This is a genomic window from Pedobacter sp. MC2016-14 (genome assembly GCF_020991475.1).
In the GTDB taxonomy this organism is placed as follows: Bacteria; Bacteroidota; Bacteroidia; order Sphingobacteriales; family Sphingobacteriaceae; genus Pedobacter.
Window position 1 is genome coordinate 2,868,582 of record NZ_JAJMPA010000001.1, and the last position, 18,757, is coordinate 2,887,338.

Here is an 18,757-nt window from a genome sequence, read left to right on the forward strand (position 1 = left end):
TACATGAAAAAATTTATGACATTACTTGTATTGGCTATAGTAGCCAGTACAGGTACTATATATGCACAATACGCATCTGATGCTTTGCGGTTTTCGCAAACCAATTATGGTAGTTCATCCAGGTTTAAAGGATTAGGAAATGCACAAACCAGTTTAGGTGGTGATATCAGTTCGCTTGGTGGTAACCCTGCAGGTCTAGGTATGTTCACGCGTTCCGAATTTGCCTTGACTCCGGAATTTAACAATTCGCAAGCGAATTCAAGCTATCTTGGTAACACGACAACAAGTAGCAAAAACAGGTTAAATTTAAGTCAGATTGGCGTAGCTTGGTATAATCCTGTTGTTAAAGCAAATGGTGCAGATTTGAATAAAGGATTAGTGAGCACTGTTTTTGGTATCGGTTATAGTAGGAATAACGATTTTAGCAGTAATGTAACTTTTGGAGGTAGAAATTTAACAAGTTCTATTGGAGATTTCTTTGCTGAACAGGCTAACGGTGCAACCTTTGATAATCTTGGTCGGGGTAGTATTGCTGATATGGCTTATCAAAATGGATTAATTGACGAAACGATTGCAAGTCCGACCGCTTACCAATCAGCTATTGGATCAGGTAATAATCAATACAAAAATGAAGTTAGGTCGGGTTCGACATCAGAATTGAATTTTGCAGGTGCGCTTAATTTTTCCAACCAATTTTATTTAGGAGCTTCCCTAAATATCGTAAATGTTCGTTATTTAAGTGATGCTATTTTTACTGACAATGGGACTATAGACTCAGACGATCCAGCTAATCCTTACGATGGTTTGAATTATAATGTAAATTACAGGCAGAGCCAACAAACTGATGGAACTGGTATTAATGCCCGTTTAGGTATGATTTTTAAACCTGTTCCTGCAGTTAGAATTGGTGCTTCATTTCAGACACCTACCTGGATGCATATTTCTGATAATTCATCGGAATATTTTGATGTAAGATATCCTGCTAATGCTCCATTGGCTGATGTAACCGATTTTACTGGTAACTACCAATTTGATTATTCATTAAGAACTCCTTATAAAGGATCATTAGGTGCCAGTTTCATTATAGGAAACCATGCCTTGATTTCTGCAGATGTTGATTATGTAGACTATGCGAGTATAAAATTCAGCACGGCAGCTAACAACAATAATGCTGATGCCAGAAATGTAGTAATGTTCAACAATATGGATGTAAAAGATTTTTACACCAGTGCAGTTAACTACAGGGTAGGTGGTGAATACAAAATTGCTGACTTAAGTTTGCGTGCTGGTTTTGGAGTGAATGGCAGTCCGTATAAAGATGATAATGCGAACGTTTTTGATACCAAATATTATAGTGGAGGTTTGGGCTATAGGTTTAGCCAATACTATGTTGATTTAGCTTATCAGCGTGTAGAAACCAACAACACTTATGTTCCTTATACTTTAAGTAATCAAAGCATTGAGCCTACAGCTGATGTAAAATTGAACAGAAACAATGTGTTTTTGACTTTTGGAGTTAAATTTTAATCTCCTATCGTCTGGATGACAAAAAATAAAGGCCTGAAGCGATTGCTTCAGGCCTTTATTTTTATAGATTAATTTAGTTCTTGTAATTTCTAAACCAACTACTCAGTTTCATTTGGATTACGCCAAAAAAAGCTTCCCTGAAAATCCTGGTACTCATTTTTGAAACGCCCTCGGTACGATCGGTAAAAATGATGGGCACTTCAACTACTTTAAAGCCAAATTTAATGGCGGTAAATTTCATTTCAATTTGAAAAGCATAACCAACAAATTTGATCTGATCTAATGGAATAGTTGCCAGAACTTTTCTTCTGTAGCATTTAAAGCCTGCGGTAGCATCCTGGATATGAATACGTGTAATAAACCGGACATACATGGACGCAAAGTATGACATCAGTACCCTGTTCATTGGCCAGTTTACCACATTTACACCATTAATGTATCGGGAACCGATGGCTACATCTGCCCCGTTTACACAGGCTAGTCTTAAACGACTCAGATCATCCGGGTTATGGGAAAAATCAGCGTCCATTTCAAAGATAAAATCAAACTCATGTGCCAAGGCCCATTTAAAGCCGTGGATGTAAGCTGTTCCCAGTCCGAGTTTTCCTCTGCGCTCTTCTAAATGTAGGGCAGGGTACTCTTGTTGTAGTTTTTTGACAATGTCAGCCGTGCCATCAGGAGATCCATCATCAATCACCAGAATTTCAAAAAAGGTATCCAGGGAAAAAACTTTTCTAATGATTCTTTCAATGTTTTCTTTTTCGTTGTAGGTAGGAATAATAACTAAACTGTCTGGCACGTTGGATTTGGTATTTTGTTAAAACTCTGCGAAAGTATCTATAATAAATGTTTATTTTACTTCCTGCATCAATTTTTTCACAACAGGCGAGATCACAATGAGTACTACGCCAGTAATTAACGCGTAAATAGCCAGTTGTTTATAGCCGTCTGTATAAGTAATCAGTTTTTGCTGGATGCTGTCATTTTCAGCTCCTGTTGACATGCCCGCACCTATGATGCCTGCAACATACTGTCCGTAGGCACTGGCTAAAAACCACATGCCCATCATCACTCCCTGCAACTTTTTAGGTGACAGTTTAGTCATGATAGACAAACCGATGGGTGAGAGGCACAATTCGCCCAGTGTAATCACGAAGTAAGCGATGGTAAATATATCTAATGATGTAATGCCCTGGGCATTTGCAAAAAACTTACTGCTGTAAAAAACAAAGAAAGCCCCTGCAAGAAATAAGAATCCAAGGCCAAACTTCACCACTGTATTGGGCTCAATCTTTTTCTTAGCCATTGCTATCCATACCAATCCGATTAAGGGGGCAAAGATGATGACAAATAAAGAGTTGGCCGCATTATTAACCCCATTAGGGTCTAAAGTGATTACACCAAGTATTTTATTGTCCAGGTTGCGCGCAGCAAAGAGGGCTAACGAACCTCCACTTTGCTCAAAAATACCCCAGAAGATGATAGAGAACAAAATAAATACCAATGCTGCCAGCAGTTTTTTACGTTCTGCTGCACCGTATTTGCTCATTTCATAAAAAAGATAAAGCAGGGTAGCAGGACCAATGGTATACATAAACCAGTCGGTATATTGGGTTTTGGCAACCATAACCATAATTAAAGGTATTACAGCAAGTGAACCCAGGTATACGGCGTAATCGTACCATGGTTTTGGCGTAGTTTTGTGCGTAATTACTGCGGGTTCGGTTTTCAGGCCGTCGGCTATTCCGTCAATTACAACGTCTTCCTGTTCTGCGGCTTTAAAAGGGGACAGACCAATAGGACCGAGATTTTTTTGTGTAAATAAAAAGGTGAGCAAACTGATGGCCATTACAATTCCGGCAAGCCCAAATGCAAGGTGCCAGGAATATTCTTTACCAATGGCTATGCAGGCATAACCGCCCAATAACGCACCGATATTGATACCAGAGTAAAACAAAGAGAATCCGGCATCTCTTCTCGCGTCATCTTTGCGGTACAATGCACCTACCATGGTTGATATATTGGGCTTAAAAAAACCTGTACCGATGATGGTGAAACTAATGCCCAGAAAAAAGAACTGATGCGGGTCGTAGGCCAGAATGGCACTGCCAACAATCATTAATAGTCCTCCCCAGAACAATGATTTTCTGAATCCAAGGATTTTATCAGCGAATAAGCCACCGATAAAAGTGAAAGCATAAACAAAGGCTTGCGTAGCTCCGTATTGAAGATTCGCGGTATCGTCTTTCATCATCAGTTCGGTTACCATAAAGTAGGTAAGCATACCCCGCATGCCGTAAAAGCAAAAACGCTCCCACATTTCCGAGAAAAACAGCGACCAAAGTTGTTTAGGGAATTTTCCTTTAAAGTTCTGGATCTGCTCCAGTGTCAAGATTTCTGACATATGGTTGTATTAAAAAAGGCCTTTGGGATTACCAAAGGCCTGGATAAGGTTTTTATTTATTTTACGCCGTGCATCAGTTTCTTCATCACAGGTGTTAGCAGTATGATAAGGATACCGAGAATTACAGGGATAAAAGTAAAGATCAAAAAGAAAGTAGTCATGGAATATTTAGAGGTGATTTCATCAATCATACCACCCATAGTACCGGCGATTTTGTTTCCGATAGCAATAGCAAGATACCAAATTCCGAACATGATGGCAATCATCCTTCCAGGTACCAGTTTACTTACGTAAGATAAACCTACCGGAGAAATGAACAATTCACCCATGGTATGGAAGAAATAAGCTAAAATTAACCAGATCATACTTACTGCAGCTACAGTGGCACCCTGAGGGATAGTGCTTGCTCCGTAAGCAAGCGTTGCAAAACCGATACCCAACAAGATCATTCCGAAGCCATTTTTGTAAGTAGCTGATGGGTTGTATTTGCTCTCCCATAATTTAGATACAATTGGTGCACAACTGATGATAAACAGTGAGTTTAAAATTCCGAACCAAGTGGCGGGAACTTCAGATTTAACCTCGCTATACTGTTGTGAAAGCATATAGATTACGATTGTCCAGATGATGACAAAGCTAAGTGCTAAAATGATGTTACCCAGTGCATACTTGGCAAAAGTTTTAGTAAACAGCTTAAATAATACAAAAGAGATAATGGCAAGTGGGATCACTGTAATTAAGGTATTTACAATGTTGAAGATTACTTTAGAATCACCTGTTAATACCCTTTGCGTATAGTCTTTAGCAAAAATGGTCATGGAACCACCAGCCTGTTCAAATGAGGCCCAGAAAAAGATAGTAATGAAAGCCAGTACAATTACGGCGATCATTTTATCACGTAATACAGGGGTATATTGTGAAATCCTTTTGATTAAAATAAAGAAAAACAAAGCCAGCGCAATGCAGATCATGAAGTTGCTACCGTCAATACCCGCAACTTGAAAACTGAATAAGTTTAGGCTGGTAATTTTGGATACCGGATCGTTAATGATCCAGGAAAGCCCGATTATAGAGATCAACCCGATTAATACAAGGTCTAGTTTTGAGAAAGGATTACGTGTGGATTCTTCCAGATTGTTTTCATCTTTAACCACTTCTTCTTTGCTTTCTACCGGTTTCAAACCAATAGTTCCAAATATATTTTGTGTAAAGTAAAACTGGAGCATACCTATAAACATAAAGATACCCGCAAGACCAAAGCCATAACTCCAGCCCCAATTTGGACTTTCGCCAATGTATCCGCAAAGCAACATTCCTAAAAATGCACCAGCATTTACGCCCATATAAAAGATGGTATACGCACCGTCTTTTTTCTCAGGATGTTCTTTATACATTTGTGCCACTATAGAAGTCATGTTTGGTTTAAAGAAACCGTTACCGATAACGAGCAATCCAAGGCCCAGGTACATAAAAACATGATCTATTTCAATAGCCATAGAAAGATGGCCTAAAGTCATAAGGAAAGCACCAACAATAACTGCCCAGCGGTAACCGATAATTCTATCGGCAATGTAACCGCCTAAAATAGGGGTAAGATAAGCTAAGCCGGTATAAGAACCATATATGGCCATTGCATGTTCTCTTGGCCATCCCCAACCAGGGTTAATGTCTGTTAAGGAAGAGGTAAGGAAAAGCACCAATAATGCGCGCATACCATAGTAGGAAAATCTTTCCCACATCTCGGTAAAGAAAAGTACAAACAATCCGGCAGGATGTCCCATTACCTTACTTTCAAAGAAGTTATTTGGGGAATCCAAATTTTGTGTATTCATGTTGGTTTTTTAATGTATTAGTTAGTTGTGTGTTAGTTCGGCAAGATAGCTATGAGTTGGCAAACCCACAAATTTTTAACAAGTATAGTCGGCAAATTTAAAACTTTTTGACTGCTGGAGTGTTTTTAAGAGTTGGGTCTATGTAAAAATCGTCCATTGCATTAGGATCATTCAGTAATTTAATGTTTTCCATAAGTTTTAAGCGGCCGTTAACAGGTTTGTATCCGTCAAAGCTGGAATCGGAGCCATAATACTCAAAATTACCGGTCATTTCTGGGTTAAAGGGCGCCAGATGATCGAAAATAATCATAGCCTCTTTTTTATCCAAGCGCAGCGTCATAGAATTTAGCCTGTTGTATTCAAAAACTATCCTGTTTTTAATGGGTGTACCTTTTTGCCCTTCAAATACATTTTTGCCAAAAACCGGGTTGCCATTTTCAAAAGACAAGGCTTCGATGACTTTCTTCGCAGTCTTAGCCATGCTCCCTTTCCAACCCAAAAGGGCATACCAGGTTTGTTTTCCTGCGGTTATGATGGGTATGATTTCGTAATACCTGCTGCCATACCATTTTTTGGCATCTGTAATTTCATCTGTATTTTTTAGATCTGCTGTAGCATCAATTAATGGGAATAGCTTCAGTGAACCGTCTTTAGTAGCCATTTGTATGGTTCCAAAAAAACGATAACTTCCGCCATCAGCAGCAACATTCCAGGAGAAAATACGGAAAGTACGGTCTGGCGATGTTAAGATAGAGATCTGTTTCAGGGAATCAAAGCCGTATTGAAAGGAGTTTTTAGTCTTCAGTGCAGCAACCAGTGTTTTTATAAACCGGGAGTTAATGGCGTAACGTTCATTGTTATCGTTAGCTTCACGTGTTGCATTTGCGAGCCTGATTAAGGTATCCTGATAGGCATTCATTTGCTGTGCAGGGACATTTAAGCCGGAACAGCAAATGAATGCAAGTATTAAAAAGTGTTTTATTGCCTTTGGCATGTAGGTTAATTAATTTTCTCTATGACAATTGCACTGGCCCCGCCACCGCCATTGCAAATTCCGGCAACGCCCAGTGTACCATTGTTTTGCTCGAGGACCGAAAGTAAGGTAACCACAATTCTAGCTCCTGAAGCCCCAAGGGGATGCCCCATTGCTACTGCGCCACCATTTACATTTACCTGATCGTTTTTTAAGCCCAACAACTGATTGTTGGCTAAAGATACAACAGAAAAAGCTTCGTTGATTTCAAAATAATCAACATCACTAATATTTTTACCTGCCCGTTGTAAAGCCAAAGGAATCGCTTTTGAAGGTGCTGTTGTAAACCATTCCGGAGCCTGCTGTGCATCAGCATAAGCTAAAATTCTGGCCAGTGGTTTCAAGCCGAGTTCTTTTGCTTTGTCGGCACTCATTAAAACTAATGCCGCGGCACCATCATTTAAAGTAGAAGCATTGGCAGCTGTTACAGTTCCATCTTTTTTGAATACCGGCTTTAATCCAGGCATTTTATCAAATTTGACAGCAAATGGTTCTTCATCTTTATCTATTAAGGTTACCTCGCCTTTACGGTCTTTGAGTTCTACCGGAACAATTTCGCTGGTAAATTTACCGTCAGTTTGTGCGGCTTGGGCTCTTTTATACGATGCTGTTGCAAAAGCATCCTGGTCTTCGCGACTGATGTTACAATCTGCAGCGCAAAGTTCCGCTGCTGAACCCATATGATAGTCGTTGTAAACGTCCCATAGACCATCTTTTACCAGACCGTCTGTAAGTTGACCATGACCTAAGCGGTACCCGTTTCTTGCCTTATCCAGATAATAAGGCACATTGCTCATGCTTTCCATCCCTCCGGCAACTACAATGTCGTTTTGGCCCAATGCGATGCTTTGTGCCGCCAGCATTATTGCTTTTGTTCCTGATGCACATACTTTATTTATAGTGGTAGCTGGTAAATCTGGCAGGCCTGCAAATTTAGCGGCTTGTGTGGCTGGAGCTTGCCCAAGGTTGGCAGACAATACGTTGCCCATATATACTTCCTGAACTTGTTCTGGTTTTATTCCTGCTTTTTCAACTGCGGCTTTGATAGCTATTCCGCCCAATTGTGTAGCGGTTAAACCCGCTAAAGCACCGCCAAAACTTCCAATAGGAGTTCTTAGTGCTGAAACAATTACAACTTCTTTCATTTGTGTTTTTTTATGATTTGGTTACATGCAAAGTTAGGAAATAGGAGCGATGTTGAGGTAGTGCTGAGAAAAAGTATCCATCTGTCGCATCTGGCATTTGTTAGGCACTTACAGCGCAAACAGCGCCCAGGATGCTCACAGTTGGATACTTTTCAATGGGATTTTTCCACACATGTGATTGTTATATGCCAGCGATTATATATTGCTGGTATATAAGTTGGTTGTTTTTATCCTTTTAAATTCTTTTTTAGAAAAACCAATGGATTGAAAAAACGAAGTTCCAACTGTTTTTGATTCATGGTTAGCCAGCTTGCGCAACCGTAATCGTCAAAGCTTTTTCGGATTTCCAAATGCAGGTGATGATAATCTCCGCCATATTTTTTTGACTCTGCAGGAGTAAACAAACGTGCTAATTTTGTGCGTTCATCAACTTGCTGGCCATTGTTTACATATACTTCCTTTAAGTGTTTATAGGAAGTGAATATGATGCTGCCATCGGGCAGTCTGTGTTTTACAACAACAGTGCGCTGGTTTTCTCCGAGATGTACAGAACAGACAATTCCTTTTGCCATAGCATACACTTCAACTAATTTTGTCTTTGGAGCACTTGGATTGATATCTATAGCCGTGTGCATGTGCCCTTTGTAATAGCTGTCCCTATGATCACCATAAATGCTGATCACTTTGATTTGCTTGATGTCTTTTCTATTTGCAGAAAGGAAAGGTAGCGACCAATCGCTTACAGTTGCATTCGGTGCGGCATCCGTGTAGTAAGGTTTCCACCTTGCTTTATCACTATCAATAGTGGGGCCGGGGGCATAAAAGCTTAAAAACACCAGACTAAGGAAGAAGACTTTTATCATTTTTGTACGCGCTTAATTTGGATAATAAAGTTAGCAGTATTTATGATAGATTTCCCGATAAAAATGGATCTGGTATTTTATTAGTGATAAAGATTAACTAGTCGTTTCGGTTTACGAAACGACTAGAGGTAATTGAAAGAACAAAAAACCTTTTCTAATCCTTGAAAATTCCCTGCAAGTATGCTTTAAAGCAATATTGCTGAGCCGAACGGCTACTGTAATTGTATAGGCTAACACCGTACCAAAACTTTAAAGGACGCTTTATCGTGGTTTAAGGCGGTTTAATGAGGCGATGATTGGGGAATTTGAGTTTTTATCATAGAAAAAATTCCACATTACGAGGCCTTTAGTGCATGCCTTTTGCTCGTTAGGGTATTACATTAAGATTATAGTAACCTTTCATATGAACTGAGAGAAATAGCTACAACAATTTCAGTATTTTTATTGGTGCTTTTAAACAGTTTGTCTTAAAGATGGCTATACAAATGTTCGTAAGTCGGCTTTTGTGAAATCGACTGTAATTGGAAGAGTAAAAGAGGGACAAGTTTTTAGTGTCAGTCCGTTTGATGATGAAAAAGGCAATCAAGAATGGTGTAATGTTGACCGTGATGCAAAGCACACCATAAGCTTCTAATTCCTGGTTTGAAGCGGTCCATGCCCTTACCATGTCCAGAGCAAACGCACAGAGAACGCACACAGAACGCACAGCCGGTGTGTGGTTGTTCTGTGTTTACTGTGTTTTTAGTCTGGTTTTAGTGTGTTTTCTCTGCGGTGATGGTATGGATATGTCTTGATATTGTCTTAAAGGCGATGCCCGAAAATTGGGCCCAAAAAGAGATAAAACAAATGCTAATATTTAATAATTTTTAAATAGAAAAAAATGGAAAAAGAGTTATCCACAACAATATCGTGGTGTAGTATTTCTATTGTTGTATTAATGAATGAGTTAGAAAAAAGGTTAAATTTTCCCTGTAAATGTTGGTAATTTTTTATGATCTTCGCACTCCCGAAACGGTAGGATTACCTACCTATTGATATTGTAAAACCACGTAAATTAAAATTATATATGCAGATCACTTGTACACAAGTATGGAATAATTGTCTCCAAATTATTAAGGATAATATACCGGCCCAGAGTTATAAAACCTGGTTCGAGCCTATATCTGCCTTGAAATTGGAAGGCAAGGTTTTGACTGTACAAGTACCTAGTTTGTTTTTCTACGAATGGCTTGAAGAACACTATGTTAGCCTGTTGCGTAAAACGGTAAAACAACAACTTGGTGATGAAGGCAGGTTAGAATATAATATCGTTGTAGACAAATCTACCACCAACGGTGCATTGCCTTATACTACTAATATGCCTTCTTACGGAGGTGGTGCCGATTCCCGTAAACAGTCTATGCCTAATCCTGTAAATATCAACAGGGATATTAAAAATCCTTTTGTAATTCCAGGCTTAAAAAAGATCAATGTAGATCCTCAGTTAAATGCCAATTATACTTTTGATACTTATGTAGAAGGTGACTGTAACCGACTGGCCCGTTCGGCTGGTTTTGCAGTTGCAGCTAAGCCCGGTGCTACCTCCTTTAATCCATTGATGATTTATGGAACATCCGGACTTGGAAAGACACATTTGGCTCAGGCTATCGGAAACCAGATTAGACAAAATTTACCTGATAAACTGGTTATCTATGTTTCTTGCGAAAAGTTTTGCCAGCAGTTTGTGGAGTCCTTAAAAAACAATACCATTAATGACTTTGTGAATTTTTACCAGGCCATGGATGTGATCATTATGGATGATGTACATAACTTTGCTGGTAAAGAGAAAACTCAGGATATATTTTTCCATATCTTTAATCATTTACACCAGTCAGGAAAGCAGATCATCATTACTTCAGATAAATCTCCTAAAGATCTTTCTGGATTGGAAGAGCGTTTGCTAAGCCGTTTTAAATGGGGTCTTTCTGCAGATTTGCAGGTGCCTGAGCTGGAAACCAGAATTGCCATTTTAAGGAAGAAAATGTATGCTGATGGAATTGATCTTCCGGATGAAGTTGTAGAATATGTTGCACATAACATCGACAACAATGTGCGTGAGCTTGAAGGCGCCATGGTTTCTCTTCTTGCACAATCTACAATGAACAGGAAAGAAATAGATCTTTCCCTGGCAAAGGATATGCTTAAAAACTTTATTAAAAACACTACTAAAGAGGTTTCTATGGATTATATCCAAAAACTGGTATGTGATTATTTTGAAGTACCAGCGCATTTGCTGAAATCTCCAACGCGTAAACGTGAAGTTGTACAGGCACGTCAGATCTCGATGTATCTGTCTAAAGGCATGACTAAATCTTCTTTAAAAACCATCGGTGCATTTTTTGGTGGCAGGGACCACAGTACGGTTATTTATGCCTGCCAAACAGTGGAAGATTTGATTCAAACTGACAAAAAGTTCCGAGCTTATGTATCCGATATTGAAAAGAAGCTTAAAATGAGCTAATGTAACCTCTATTTGACTCCCGATGTCAAAATTGTTGAATAATTAGGCAAAATGTCTAAATGATCTATGTTTGGTTTTCCCTTACTTTGGAAAACCAAACATAAATCACAATGTCTAAGAACAAGTTTTTGTTACCCTTTATCATGATTACCTCCCTGTTTTTTTTATGGGGATTTGTGCATAATCTTGATCCTATCCTAATTCCTCATTTAAAGAAGTCTTTCAGTCTATCTACGTTACAAGCATCTTTAGTAGATTCTTCGGTATTTATCGCATATTTTGTCATGGCACTTCCAGCAGGTTTGCTCATGAAGAAATATGGTTATAAGACAGGTATTATCATTGGCTTACTGCTTTTTGCCCTGGGCTCATTTCTTTTTATCCCGGCAGCCAATACGCAACAGTATTTTTTCTTTTTAATAGCTTTATTTATCATTGCCTGTGGTTTGACCATCCTGGAAACTGCCGCAAATCCTTATGCTTCGTTATTGGGGCCGCCAGAAACGGCTACTTTTCGTTTAAACTTTGCACAGACCTTTAATGGATTGGCGGCCACCCTGGCACCTACCATAGGAGCAAGAATCATTTTAATTGAAGGAAATTCTGAAGAGGCACTTGCGGCAATGTCTGCACCAGCGCGACAAATAGCCCTGGCTTCTGAAGCATCTTCCGTAAAAACCCCTTACCTGGTTTTGGGCTGTATCATTCTCATTATCGCGGTAATTTTTGTGTTTTTAAAGCTGCCCGAAATTCAGGAAACAGCAGAACAACCGGGTGAGAAGACCGGCATTGTTCATGCTTTAAAACATAAACATTTAAGCTGGGCCGTTGCCGCACAATTTTTTTATGTTGGGGCACAGGTATGCGTTTTCAGTTTCTTTATTTTATATGCTACCAAAGCGGCTGGTATCAGTCAGCAAAAAGCAGCAGATTATGCAGGTTATGGTGCCGGGCTGGCATTTTTAATTGGTAGAATTGTGGGCACCTCCCTAATGAAATTTATTAAGGCCGAATTGCTTTTGGTGATCTATGCGTTGATAAATGTATTGTTATGTATTGTGGCTATTACTGCAACTGGATACACTGCGTTATTTGCCGTGATTGGTATCGCGTTTTTCATGTCTATCATGTTTCCTACCATCTTTTCACTCGGAATTAAAGATTTGGGTAAAGACACAAAGTTTGGTAGCAGTCTGATCATCATGTCTATTGTGGGCGGTGCGGTTATCCCACCTGTTATGGCTTACGTGAGTGATGAATGGCAGGATATTCAAATGGGATATATTGTTCCCTTAATATGTTTTGTTGTGGTTTTCTTTTTTGGTTTAAAAGGGCACAAAGTTGTGAAAATATAAGTTATGATAAAATATTGTTTAGCACTGGATCTGGTTGATGACCCCAAATTAATAGCTGAATATGTAGCCTACCATAAAGAGGTATGGCCGGAGATTATATTGAGTATTAAGTCGGCCGGCATAGAGAACATGGAAATTTATCGCTTTAAAAACCGTTTAATGATGGTAATGGAAGTGAGCGATAGTTATGACGCTGCTAAAAAAGCAGCAGCCGATTTTGAGAATGAAAAGGTACAAGAATGGGAGCGGCTGATGTGGAAATATCAGCAGGCAGTGCCCGGAGCTAAAGCTGGAGACAAATGGGTAATGATGGAGAAAATTTTTGAATTATAAAATGAGCGAAAAATCAATAGCATTTTTGCAAATTCATCCAGACGACAATGTGCTGGTTGCTTTGCAAGACCTGCCTAAGGGCATGGTGATTGAGTGGAAAGATATTGTATTTGTATTGCAGGATGAAGTTCATGCAAAGCATAAATTCTTTATTGGAAACATGGAGCCGGGAGATGAGGTACTCATGTATGGTGTATTGGTAGGTAAAGCCATGGTATTTATCCCGCAAGGGGGCTTAATGACTACAGCCAATGTACAGCATGCTTCCCAGGATTACTATTACCGGGATGTAAATTACAAATGGCAGGTTCCGGATGTATCTGCATTTGCAAACCGTACATTTAAGGGTTACCACCGCAATGACGGGAAGGTAGGGACGGCTAATTATTGGCTTTTTGTGCCTACAGTTTTTTGCGAAAACAGGAACCTGGATGTGATTAAAGAGTCCCTGCACAATACCCTGGGTTATACGGTTACAGATAAATACAAGCAATTTACAGATCAGCTATTGCAGGCTTTTATAGAAGGAGAGTCTGTTGAAACGTTTACGCCTGATGCTTTAACTGCATCATTAGCGGTAAAAAACAGGGTCTTTAAAAATGTAGACGGCATCAAGTTTTTAAACCATCAAGGCGGTTGTGGTGGTACACGTCAGGATTCTGAATTGTTAAGCAAATTGCTGTCTGCCTATGCAGATCATCCAAATGTAGCCGGAATTACGGTACTGAGTTTGGGCTGCCAGCATTTACAAACCAGTAATTTTATGGCAGATCTAAAGGCAAGAAATCCCCAATTTGATAAACCTGTGCTGATTTTTGAACAACAGCAGAGTGTTAGCGAGGAGCAATTGGTAAAAGATGCTATACAAAAGACTTTTGCCGGTTTGGTGGAAATCAATAAAATCGAAAGGTCACCTGCTCCTTTAAGCAAATTAGTAGTGGGTGTTAAATGCGGTGGAAGTGATGGTTTTAGTGGTATTTCTGCTAATCCTGCTGTAGGCTATACCTCAGATTTACTGGTTGCTTTAGGTGCAAAGGTACTGTTGGCAGAGTTTCCTGAGTTGTGCGGTGCAGAACAAAATATAATAGACCGTTGTGTAGATAAAGCTACTGCGGATAAATTTATATTGCTGATGCAGGAATATGATGCGCAGGCACATGCCGTTGGTTCTGGTTTTTACATGAACCCTTCCCCTGGGAACATCAAAGATGGATTGATTACGGATGCCATAAAAAGTACCGGCGCAGCTAAAAAAGCGGGCACTTCTCCGGTAGTGGATGTATTGGATTATACTGAACCAGTTACTAAGCCTGGACTGAGCCTGGTGTGTACGCCTGGAAATGATGTAGAAGCAACAACAGGAAAGGCGGCAAGTGGTGCTACCTTAATTTTGTTTACTACTGGTCTAGGTACCCCCACAGGAAATCCTGTTTGTCCGGTTATAAAAGTGGCTACCAATACTAAATTGGCCACTAAAATGAGCGATATTATTGATATTGATACAGGTGCAATTATCAGGGGAGAAAAATCCATTCCTGAAATGGGCACAGAAATCCTGGAATATTGTATAAAAGCAGCCAGTGGGGAAGTGATTCCTAAAGCGGTTTTACTCAATCAGGACGATTTTATTCCATGGAAAAGAGGCGTATCTTTGTAAAAGAAGGGTTTAATCCTGAAGTTTTACTAATAGGTTTTAAGTAATAAGTTTTAGGTTTTAAGAGTTCAGTTTAAAGAATAAAAAAGAGATGATGTTTAGTTTAAAAGGAAAAACAGCAGTTATTACAGGAGGTGGCAGCGGAATTGGTAAAGCTATAGCCTTATTGTTCGCAAAACAAGGTGCTACAGTGCACATTATTGAATTGAATGCAGCGGCTGCTACAGAAACGGTAAGCGCAATAGGTACTGAAACGCCGGCGTTTGCGCACGGTTGTGATGTGAGTAACCAGGAGCAGGTATTAAATACTTTTAAAGAAATTGGTAAGGTAGATATATTGGTTAACAATGCTGGTATTGCGCACATTGGACGTGCTGATACTACCAGCGAAGCGGATTTTACTAAAGTATTTGATGTGAACGTAAAAGGTGCTTATAACTGTCTTTTTGCCGCTATACCGATGATGAAAACCGCAGGTGCGGGTGTTATTTTGAATATGGCTTCTATTGGTGCTATTGTAGGAATTTCGGACCGTTTTGCTTACTCTATGAGTAAAGGTGCGATTTATGCCATGACACTTTCTGTGGCCAGAGATTACATGGCAGACGGAATTCGTTGTAACAGCATTTCTCCCGCAAGGGTACACACGCCATTTGTAGATGGTTTTATCGCTAAAAACTATGCTGGTCAGGAAGCGGAAATTTTTGAGAAGCTTTCTAAAAGTCAGCCAATAGGCAGAATGGGTAAACCTGAAGAGGTGGCTTCACTGGCACTTTACCTTTGCGCAGATGAAGCAGGCTTTGTGACGGGAAATGATTATCCGATTGACGGAGGTTTTATAAAGTTAAATAATTAATATATACATACATGAAATTAATAAGATACGGTGCTGCCGGTAAAGAAAAAACGGGCGTAATTATAGCAGATAAATGGTATGATACTTCTGCTTTTGGAAGCGATTACAATGAGCAGTTTTTTGAAGAAAACGGATTGGAAAGGCTGGAGGAATTTGTAAAAGCAAATGAAGGTAAGTTGATAGAAATCAGCAAAGATGAGCGTTTGGGTTCACCGGTTGCCAGGCCATCAAAAATCGTTTGTATTGGTTTAAATTATGCTGATCATGCTAAAGAAACCAATGCGCCTCTTCCACCAGAGCCCATTATTTTTATGAAGTCTACCACTTCATTGGCAGGCCCGAATGATGACATCATCATCCCTAAAAATTCAGTTAAAACGGACTGGGAGGTTGAACTTGCTGTTGTGATTGGTAAAAAAGCATCTTATGTGGATGAAGCTGATGCTTTGGAGTATGTTGCCGGTTATGCCTTGCACAATGACGTATCAGAGCGTGAGTTTCAAATTGAAAGAGGCGGAACCTGGGACAAAGGAAAAGGATGCGATACTTTTGCGCCATTAGGTCCCTTCCTTGCCACTCAGGATGAAATTGCTGATGTAAACAACCTTCGCCTATGGCTAACGGTAAACGGAGAGAAGATGCAGGATGGAAATACGTCTAACTTTATTTTCAATGTCCCTTTTGTGATTGCTTATGTAAGCCAATTTATGACTTTATTGCCAGGCGATGTAATTAGTACAGGTACACCAGCAGGTGTAGGATTAGGATTTAAACCGCCGATTTTCTTAAAAGAAGGTGATGTGGTTGAATTGGGAATTGACGGTCTGGGCACTTCAAAACAGGCATTAAAAGCATATGTTAAAAATTGATGCACACCAGCATTTCTGGGTTTTTGATCCGGTAAGGGACAGTTGGATCGGCGATGATATGGCCATCCTTCAGGACGATTTTATGCCTGCACATTTGCAGCCGATACTGGAGCATTATGGATTTATGGGCAGTGTTGCGGTGCAATCTGATCAAAGTGCCGATGAAACTCATTTTCTGTTGCAGCAAACTGAACAAAATCCTTTTATAAAGGGCGTGGTAGGCTGGATAGATTTGCAGGCTGCCGATATCACTGAACAACTGGAGGCTTATCGTAGATACGATAAGCTGAAAGGCTTCAGGCATATTTTACAGGGAGAAAAACAAAGGGATTTGATGCTTGAACCGGCTTTTAAAAACGGGATAGGGCAGTTAAAGCAATTTGGTTATACCTATGATGTGCTGATATTTCCGGACCAGCTTGGTTACGCTGCTGAACTTGCTGCGACATTTCCGGACCAGCCTTTTGTGCTTGACCATATTGCTAAACCCGGAATTAAAGACAACGCTGATGATGCTTTTAAGTCCTGGAGCGCAGCTATTGCTCATCTTGCGAAACAAGAGAATGTATGGTGTAAGGTATCTGGCATGGTAACGGAAGCGGATTTGAGAAACTGGAAGAAAGCCGATTTTAAAAGGTACCTGGATGTAGTTTTTGAGCATTTTGGTGTAAACAGATTAATGTTTGGATCTGACTGGCCGGTTTGTCGCCTGGCTGCAACATATGGTGAGGTGCTGAGTATTATGGAAGCATACCTATCTTCATTCTCTGAGCAGGAACAGGCCTTATTCTGGTCGGGCAATGCGGCTAAGTTCTACAACTTAAGTATTTAACAAATGGATTTACAACTGAAAGATAAAGTAGTTATTGTAACTGGCGGTGCAAAAGGCATTGGTGAAGGCATAGCCTTAGCACTTGCCGCAGAAGGCGCCATTCCTGTAATTATAGGTAGAAAAGCTGAAGATAATTTAAAGGTAGTTGATGCGATTAAGGCAAAAGGGGGACAGGCAGGTCATGTAGTTGCCGAGCTGAAAGATCCTGAAGAATGTAAAGAGGCCATTACGCTGGTGCTTAAAATACATGGCCGTATAGACGGACTGGTAAATAATGCAGGTGTTAATGATGGTGTAGGACTGGAAAATGGCAGCTATGAAGGCTTTATTGATAGTCTGCATAAAAATGTAGTGCATTATTATTTAATGGCGCATTATGCCTTGCCAGCCTTAAAGGAATCCAAAGGATCTATTTTAAATATTGGTTCTAAAGTGGCGGATACCGGACAGGGTGGTACCTCGGCCTATGCTGCCAGCAACGGTGCCAGAAATGCATTAACCAGGGAATGGGCTGTTGAACTGTTGCCTTATGGTATTCGTGTAAATGCGGTTATTGTAGCGGAGTGTTTTACGCCACTTTACCAAACATGGATCAGCTCTTTGGAAAATTCTGAAGAAAAATTGAAGGAAATTACGCAAAAGATCCCCCTGGGTACGAGAATGACTACAGCTGAGGAAATTGCGAATGCTTCGGTATTCCTTTTGTCTGAAAAATCGAGCCACACAACAGGCCAGTTAGTGTATATAGACGGTGGTTATGTGCATTTGGATCGTGCGATTACTAAATAATTATTAGCTTAGCATTCTAATATCTGTATTTAATGAAAGTAGGTTTATTTATCCCCTGTTATGTAGATCAGTTCTATCCTAAAGCGGCAATTGCAACTTTAGAATTGCTTGAGAAACTAGGTGTGGAGGTAGGTTATCCCAGCGGTCAAACCTGCTGTGGACAGCCAATGGCCAATTCTGGTTTTTCTGGTTTAACGGGTGGCTGTGATGCTTTGTTTGTAAAAAACTTTTCAAGTTATGACTATGTTGTTTGCCCCTCCGGGAGTTGTGTATTACACCTCAAGGAGCATTTACATGCTGAAGATGAAGCGCAGGCCGTTGCGTTAAGAAGCAAAATATATGAACTTACAGAGTTTTTAACAGATGTGCTTAAGGTTGAACAACTGAAGGCCAGTTTCCCTCACCGGGTTGGCTTACACCAAAGCTGCCATGGACAGCGTGGCTTAAAAATCTCTCAGATGACAGAACTTGTGGCACCCGGTTTTTCCAAACCCTTGCAATTGCTGGGGATGGTAGATGGGGTAAACATGGTTCAACTTGACAGGATGGACGAATGCTGCGGTTTTGGCGGTACGTTTTGTGTGGCTGAAGAAGCTGTGTCTGCCAAGATGGGCCAGGATAGGGTGGCGGATCATGTAAAGAATGGTGCAGAGTATATTACCTCTGCAGATCTTTCGTGTCTGATGCACCTGGAGGGAATTTTGAAGCGCCAGGGCAGCGCGGTTAAGGTATTGCATATTGCTGAAATTTTAAATCACCAATAGT

16 protein-coding genes are annotated in these 18,757 nt (G+C 40.1%); 10 read left to right on the forward strand and 6 right to left on the reverse strand.

From position 1 onward, the window contains the following. Positions 1-3 precede the first annotated feature (3 nt). Positions 4-1,527 carry an OmpP1/FadL family transporter gene (locus tag LPB86_RS11880; RefSeq protein WP_230644049.1) on the forward strand — a complete coding sequence of 508 codons (1,524 nt, stop codon included), beginning with the start codon at positions 4-6 and terminating at the stop codon, positions 1,525-1,527. 73 nt (positions 1,528-1,600) lie between these two features. Here the strand turns inward: LPB86_RS11880 and LPB86_RS11885 are convergent, their stop codons facing one another. The 6 genes from LPB86_RS11885 to LPB86_RS11910 all read right to left on the reverse strand — a co-directional run bounded on the left by LPB86_RS11885 (position 1,601) and on the right by LPB86_RS11910 (position 8,804). Continuing rightward, on the reverse strand, positions 1,601-2,326 hold the full coding sequence (locus tag LPB86_RS11885; RefSeq protein WP_230644051.1) for a polyprenol monophosphomannose synthase: 726 nt from the start codon (positions 2,324-2,326) through the stop codon (positions 1,601-1,603). Between the two features lie 51 nt (positions 2,327-2,377). Next, positions 2,378-3,931: a peptide MFS transporter gene (locus tag LPB86_RS11890; protein WP_230644053.1), complete on the reverse strand. Its 1,554-nt coding sequence runs from the start codon at positions 3,929-3,931 to the stop codon at positions 2,378-2,380. A gap of 56 nt (positions 3,932-3,987) precedes the next feature. Then, the gene (locus LPB86_RS11895; protein WP_230644055.1) at positions 3,988-5,763 is read right to left on the reverse strand and encodes a peptide MFS transporter; all 1,776 of its coding nucleotides are present in this window, start codon (positions 5,761-5,763) and stop codon (positions 3,988-3,990) included. A gap of 97 nt (positions 5,764-5,860) precedes the next feature. Beyond that, complete coding sequence (locus tag LPB86_RS11900; protein WP_230644057.1) at positions 5,861-6,757, reverse strand: hypothetical protein; 897 nt, start codon at positions 6,755-6,757, stop codon at positions 5,861-5,863. A gap of 5 nt (positions 6,758-6,762) precedes the next feature. Further along, complete coding sequence (locus LPB86_RS11905; RefSeq protein WP_230644059.1) at positions 6,763-7,941, reverse strand: acetyl-CoA C-acyltransferase; 1,179 nt, start codon at positions 7,939-7,941, stop codon at positions 6,763-6,765. Positions 7,942-8,168: 227 nt separating this feature from the next. Next, complete coding sequence (locus tag LPB86_RS11910; RefSeq protein ID WP_230644061.1) at positions 8,169-8,804, reverse strand: M23 family metallopeptidase; 636 nt, start codon at positions 8,802-8,804, stop codon at positions 8,169-8,171. 1,066 nt (positions 8,805-9,870) lie between these two features. On the opposite strand from LPB86_RS11910, the gene dnaA reads away from it, so the two are divergent. The 9 genes from dnaA (at position 9,871) to LPB86_RS11955 (ending at position 18,756) form a co-directional block, all read left to right on the forward strand. Beyond that, the gene (dnaA, locus tag LPB86_RS11915; RefSeq protein ID WP_230644063.1) at positions 9,871-11,304 is read left to right on the forward strand and encodes a chromosomal replication initiator protein DnaA; all 1,434 of its coding nucleotides are present in this window, start codon (positions 9,871-9,873) and stop codon (positions 11,302-11,304) included. Positions 11,305-11,414: 110 nt separating this feature from the next. Then, positions 11,415-12,659, forward strand: a complete 1,245-nt coding sequence (gene fucP / locus LPB86_RS11920) for an L-fucose:H+ symporter permease (protein ID WP_230644065.1) — start codon at positions 11,415-11,417, stop codon at positions 12,657-12,659. A 3-nt stretch (positions 12,660-12,662) separates the two neighbouring features. Beyond that, positions 12,663-12,992 (forward strand): L-rhamnose mutarotase, encoded by a 330-nt coding sequence (locus tag LPB86_RS11925; RefSeq protein ID WP_230644067.1) that lies wholly within the window; start codon positions 12,663-12,665, stop codon positions 12,990-12,992. A 1-nt stretch (position 12,993) separates the two neighbouring features. After that, positions 12,994-14,649 (forward strand): UxaA family hydrolase, encoded by a 1,656-nt coding sequence (locus tag LPB86_RS11930; protein WP_230644069.1) that lies wholly within the window; start codon positions 12,994-12,996, stop codon positions 14,647-14,649. A gap of 91 nt (positions 14,650-14,740) precedes the next feature. Further along, positions 14,741-15,502: an SDR family NAD(P)-dependent oxidoreductase gene (locus LPB86_RS11935; protein WP_230644332.1), complete on the forward strand. Its 762-nt coding sequence runs from the start codon at positions 14,741-14,743 to the stop codon at positions 15,500-15,502. Positions 15,503-15,513: 11 nt separating this feature from the next. Beyond that, positions 15,514-16,371 (forward strand): fumarylacetoacetate hydrolase family protein, encoded by an 858-nt coding sequence (locus LPB86_RS11940; protein WP_230644071.1) that lies wholly within the window; start codon positions 15,514-15,516, stop codon positions 16,369-16,371. After that, on the forward strand, positions 16,358-17,203 hold the full coding sequence (locus tag LPB86_RS11945) for an amidohydrolase (RefSeq protein ID WP_230644073.1): 846 nt from the start codon (positions 16,358-16,360) through the stop codon (positions 17,201-17,203). The genes LPB86_RS11940 and LPB86_RS11945 overlap by 14 nt, the downstream gene beginning before the upstream one ends. 3 nt (positions 17,204-17,206) lie before the next feature. Then, entirely contained in the window at positions 17,207-17,992 is a 786-nt protein-coding gene (locus LPB86_RS11950) for an SDR family oxidoreductase (RefSeq protein ID WP_230644075.1), read from the forward strand. 32 nt (positions 17,993-18,024) lie between these two features. Further along, positions 18,025-18,756, forward strand: coding sequence for a (Fe-S)-binding protein (locus tag LPB86_RS11955; protein WP_230644077.1), 732 nt, complete (start codon positions 18,025-18,027; stop codon positions 18,754-18,756). The last annotated feature ends 1 nt before the right edge of the window (position 18,757 follow it).

Excerpts from the sequence above, each read along its gene's own strand:
- LPB86_RS11910 (WP_230644061.1), bottom strand. The coding sequence starts at position 8,804 with ATGATAAAAGTCTTCTTCCTTAGTCTGGTGTTTTTAAGCTTTTATGCC.
- LPB86_RS11905 (WP_230644059.1), bottom strand. The coding sequence starts at position 7,941 with ATGAAAGAAGTTGTAATTGTTTCAGCACTAAGAACTCCTATTGGAAGT.
- LPB86_RS11945 (WP_230644073.1), top strand. The coding sequence starts at position 16,358 with ATGTTAAAAATTGATGCACACCAGCATTTCTGGGTTTTTGATCCGGTA.
- LPB86_RS11950 (WP_230644075.1), top strand. The coding sequence starts at position 17,207 with ATGGATTTACAACTGAAAGATAAAGTAGTTATTGTAACTGGCGGTGCA.
- LPB86_RS11935 (WP_230644332.1), top strand. The coding sequence starts at position 14,741 with ATGTTTAGTTTAAAAGGAAAAACAGCAGTTATTACAGGAGGTGGCAGC.
- LPB86_RS11900 (WP_230644057.1), bottom strand. The coding sequence starts at position 6,757 with ATGCCAAAGGCAATAAAACACTTTTTAATACTTGCATTCATTTGCTGT.
- LPB86_RS11930 (WP_230644069.1), top strand. The coding sequence starts at position 12,994 with ATGAGCGAAAAATCAATAGCATTTTTGCAAATTCATCCAGACGACAAT.
- LPB86_RS11955 (WP_230644077.1), top strand. The coding sequence starts at position 18,025 with ATGAAAGTAGGTTTATTTATCCCCTGTTATGTAGATCAGTTCTATCCT.
- LPB86_RS11895 (WP_230644055.1), bottom strand. The coding sequence starts at position 5,763 with ATGAATACACAAAATTTGGATTCCCCAAATAACTTCTTTGAAAGTAAG.
- LPB86_RS11880 (WP_230644049.1), top strand. The coding sequence starts at position 4 with ATGAAAAAATTTATGACATTACTTGTATTGGCTATAGTAGCCAGTACA.
- dnaA (WP_230644063.1), top strand. The coding sequence starts at position 9,871 with ATGCAGATCACTTGTACACAAGTATGGAATAATTGTCTCCAAATTATT.
- LPB86_RS11890 (WP_230644053.1), bottom strand. The coding sequence starts at position 3,931 with ATGTCAGAAATCTTGACACTGGAGCAGATCCAGAACTTTAAAGGAAAA.
- LPB86_RS11925 (WP_230644067.1), top strand. The coding sequence starts at position 12,663 with ATGATAAAATATTGTTTAGCACTGGATCTGGTTGATGACCCCAAATTA.
- fucP (WP_230644065.1), top strand. The coding sequence starts at position 11,415 with ATGTCTAAGAACAAGTTTTTGTTACCCTTTATCATGATTACCTCCCTG.
- LPB86_RS11940 (WP_230644071.1), top strand. The coding sequence starts at position 15,514 with ATGAAATTAATAAGATACGGTGCTGCCGGTAAAGAAAAAACGGGCGTA.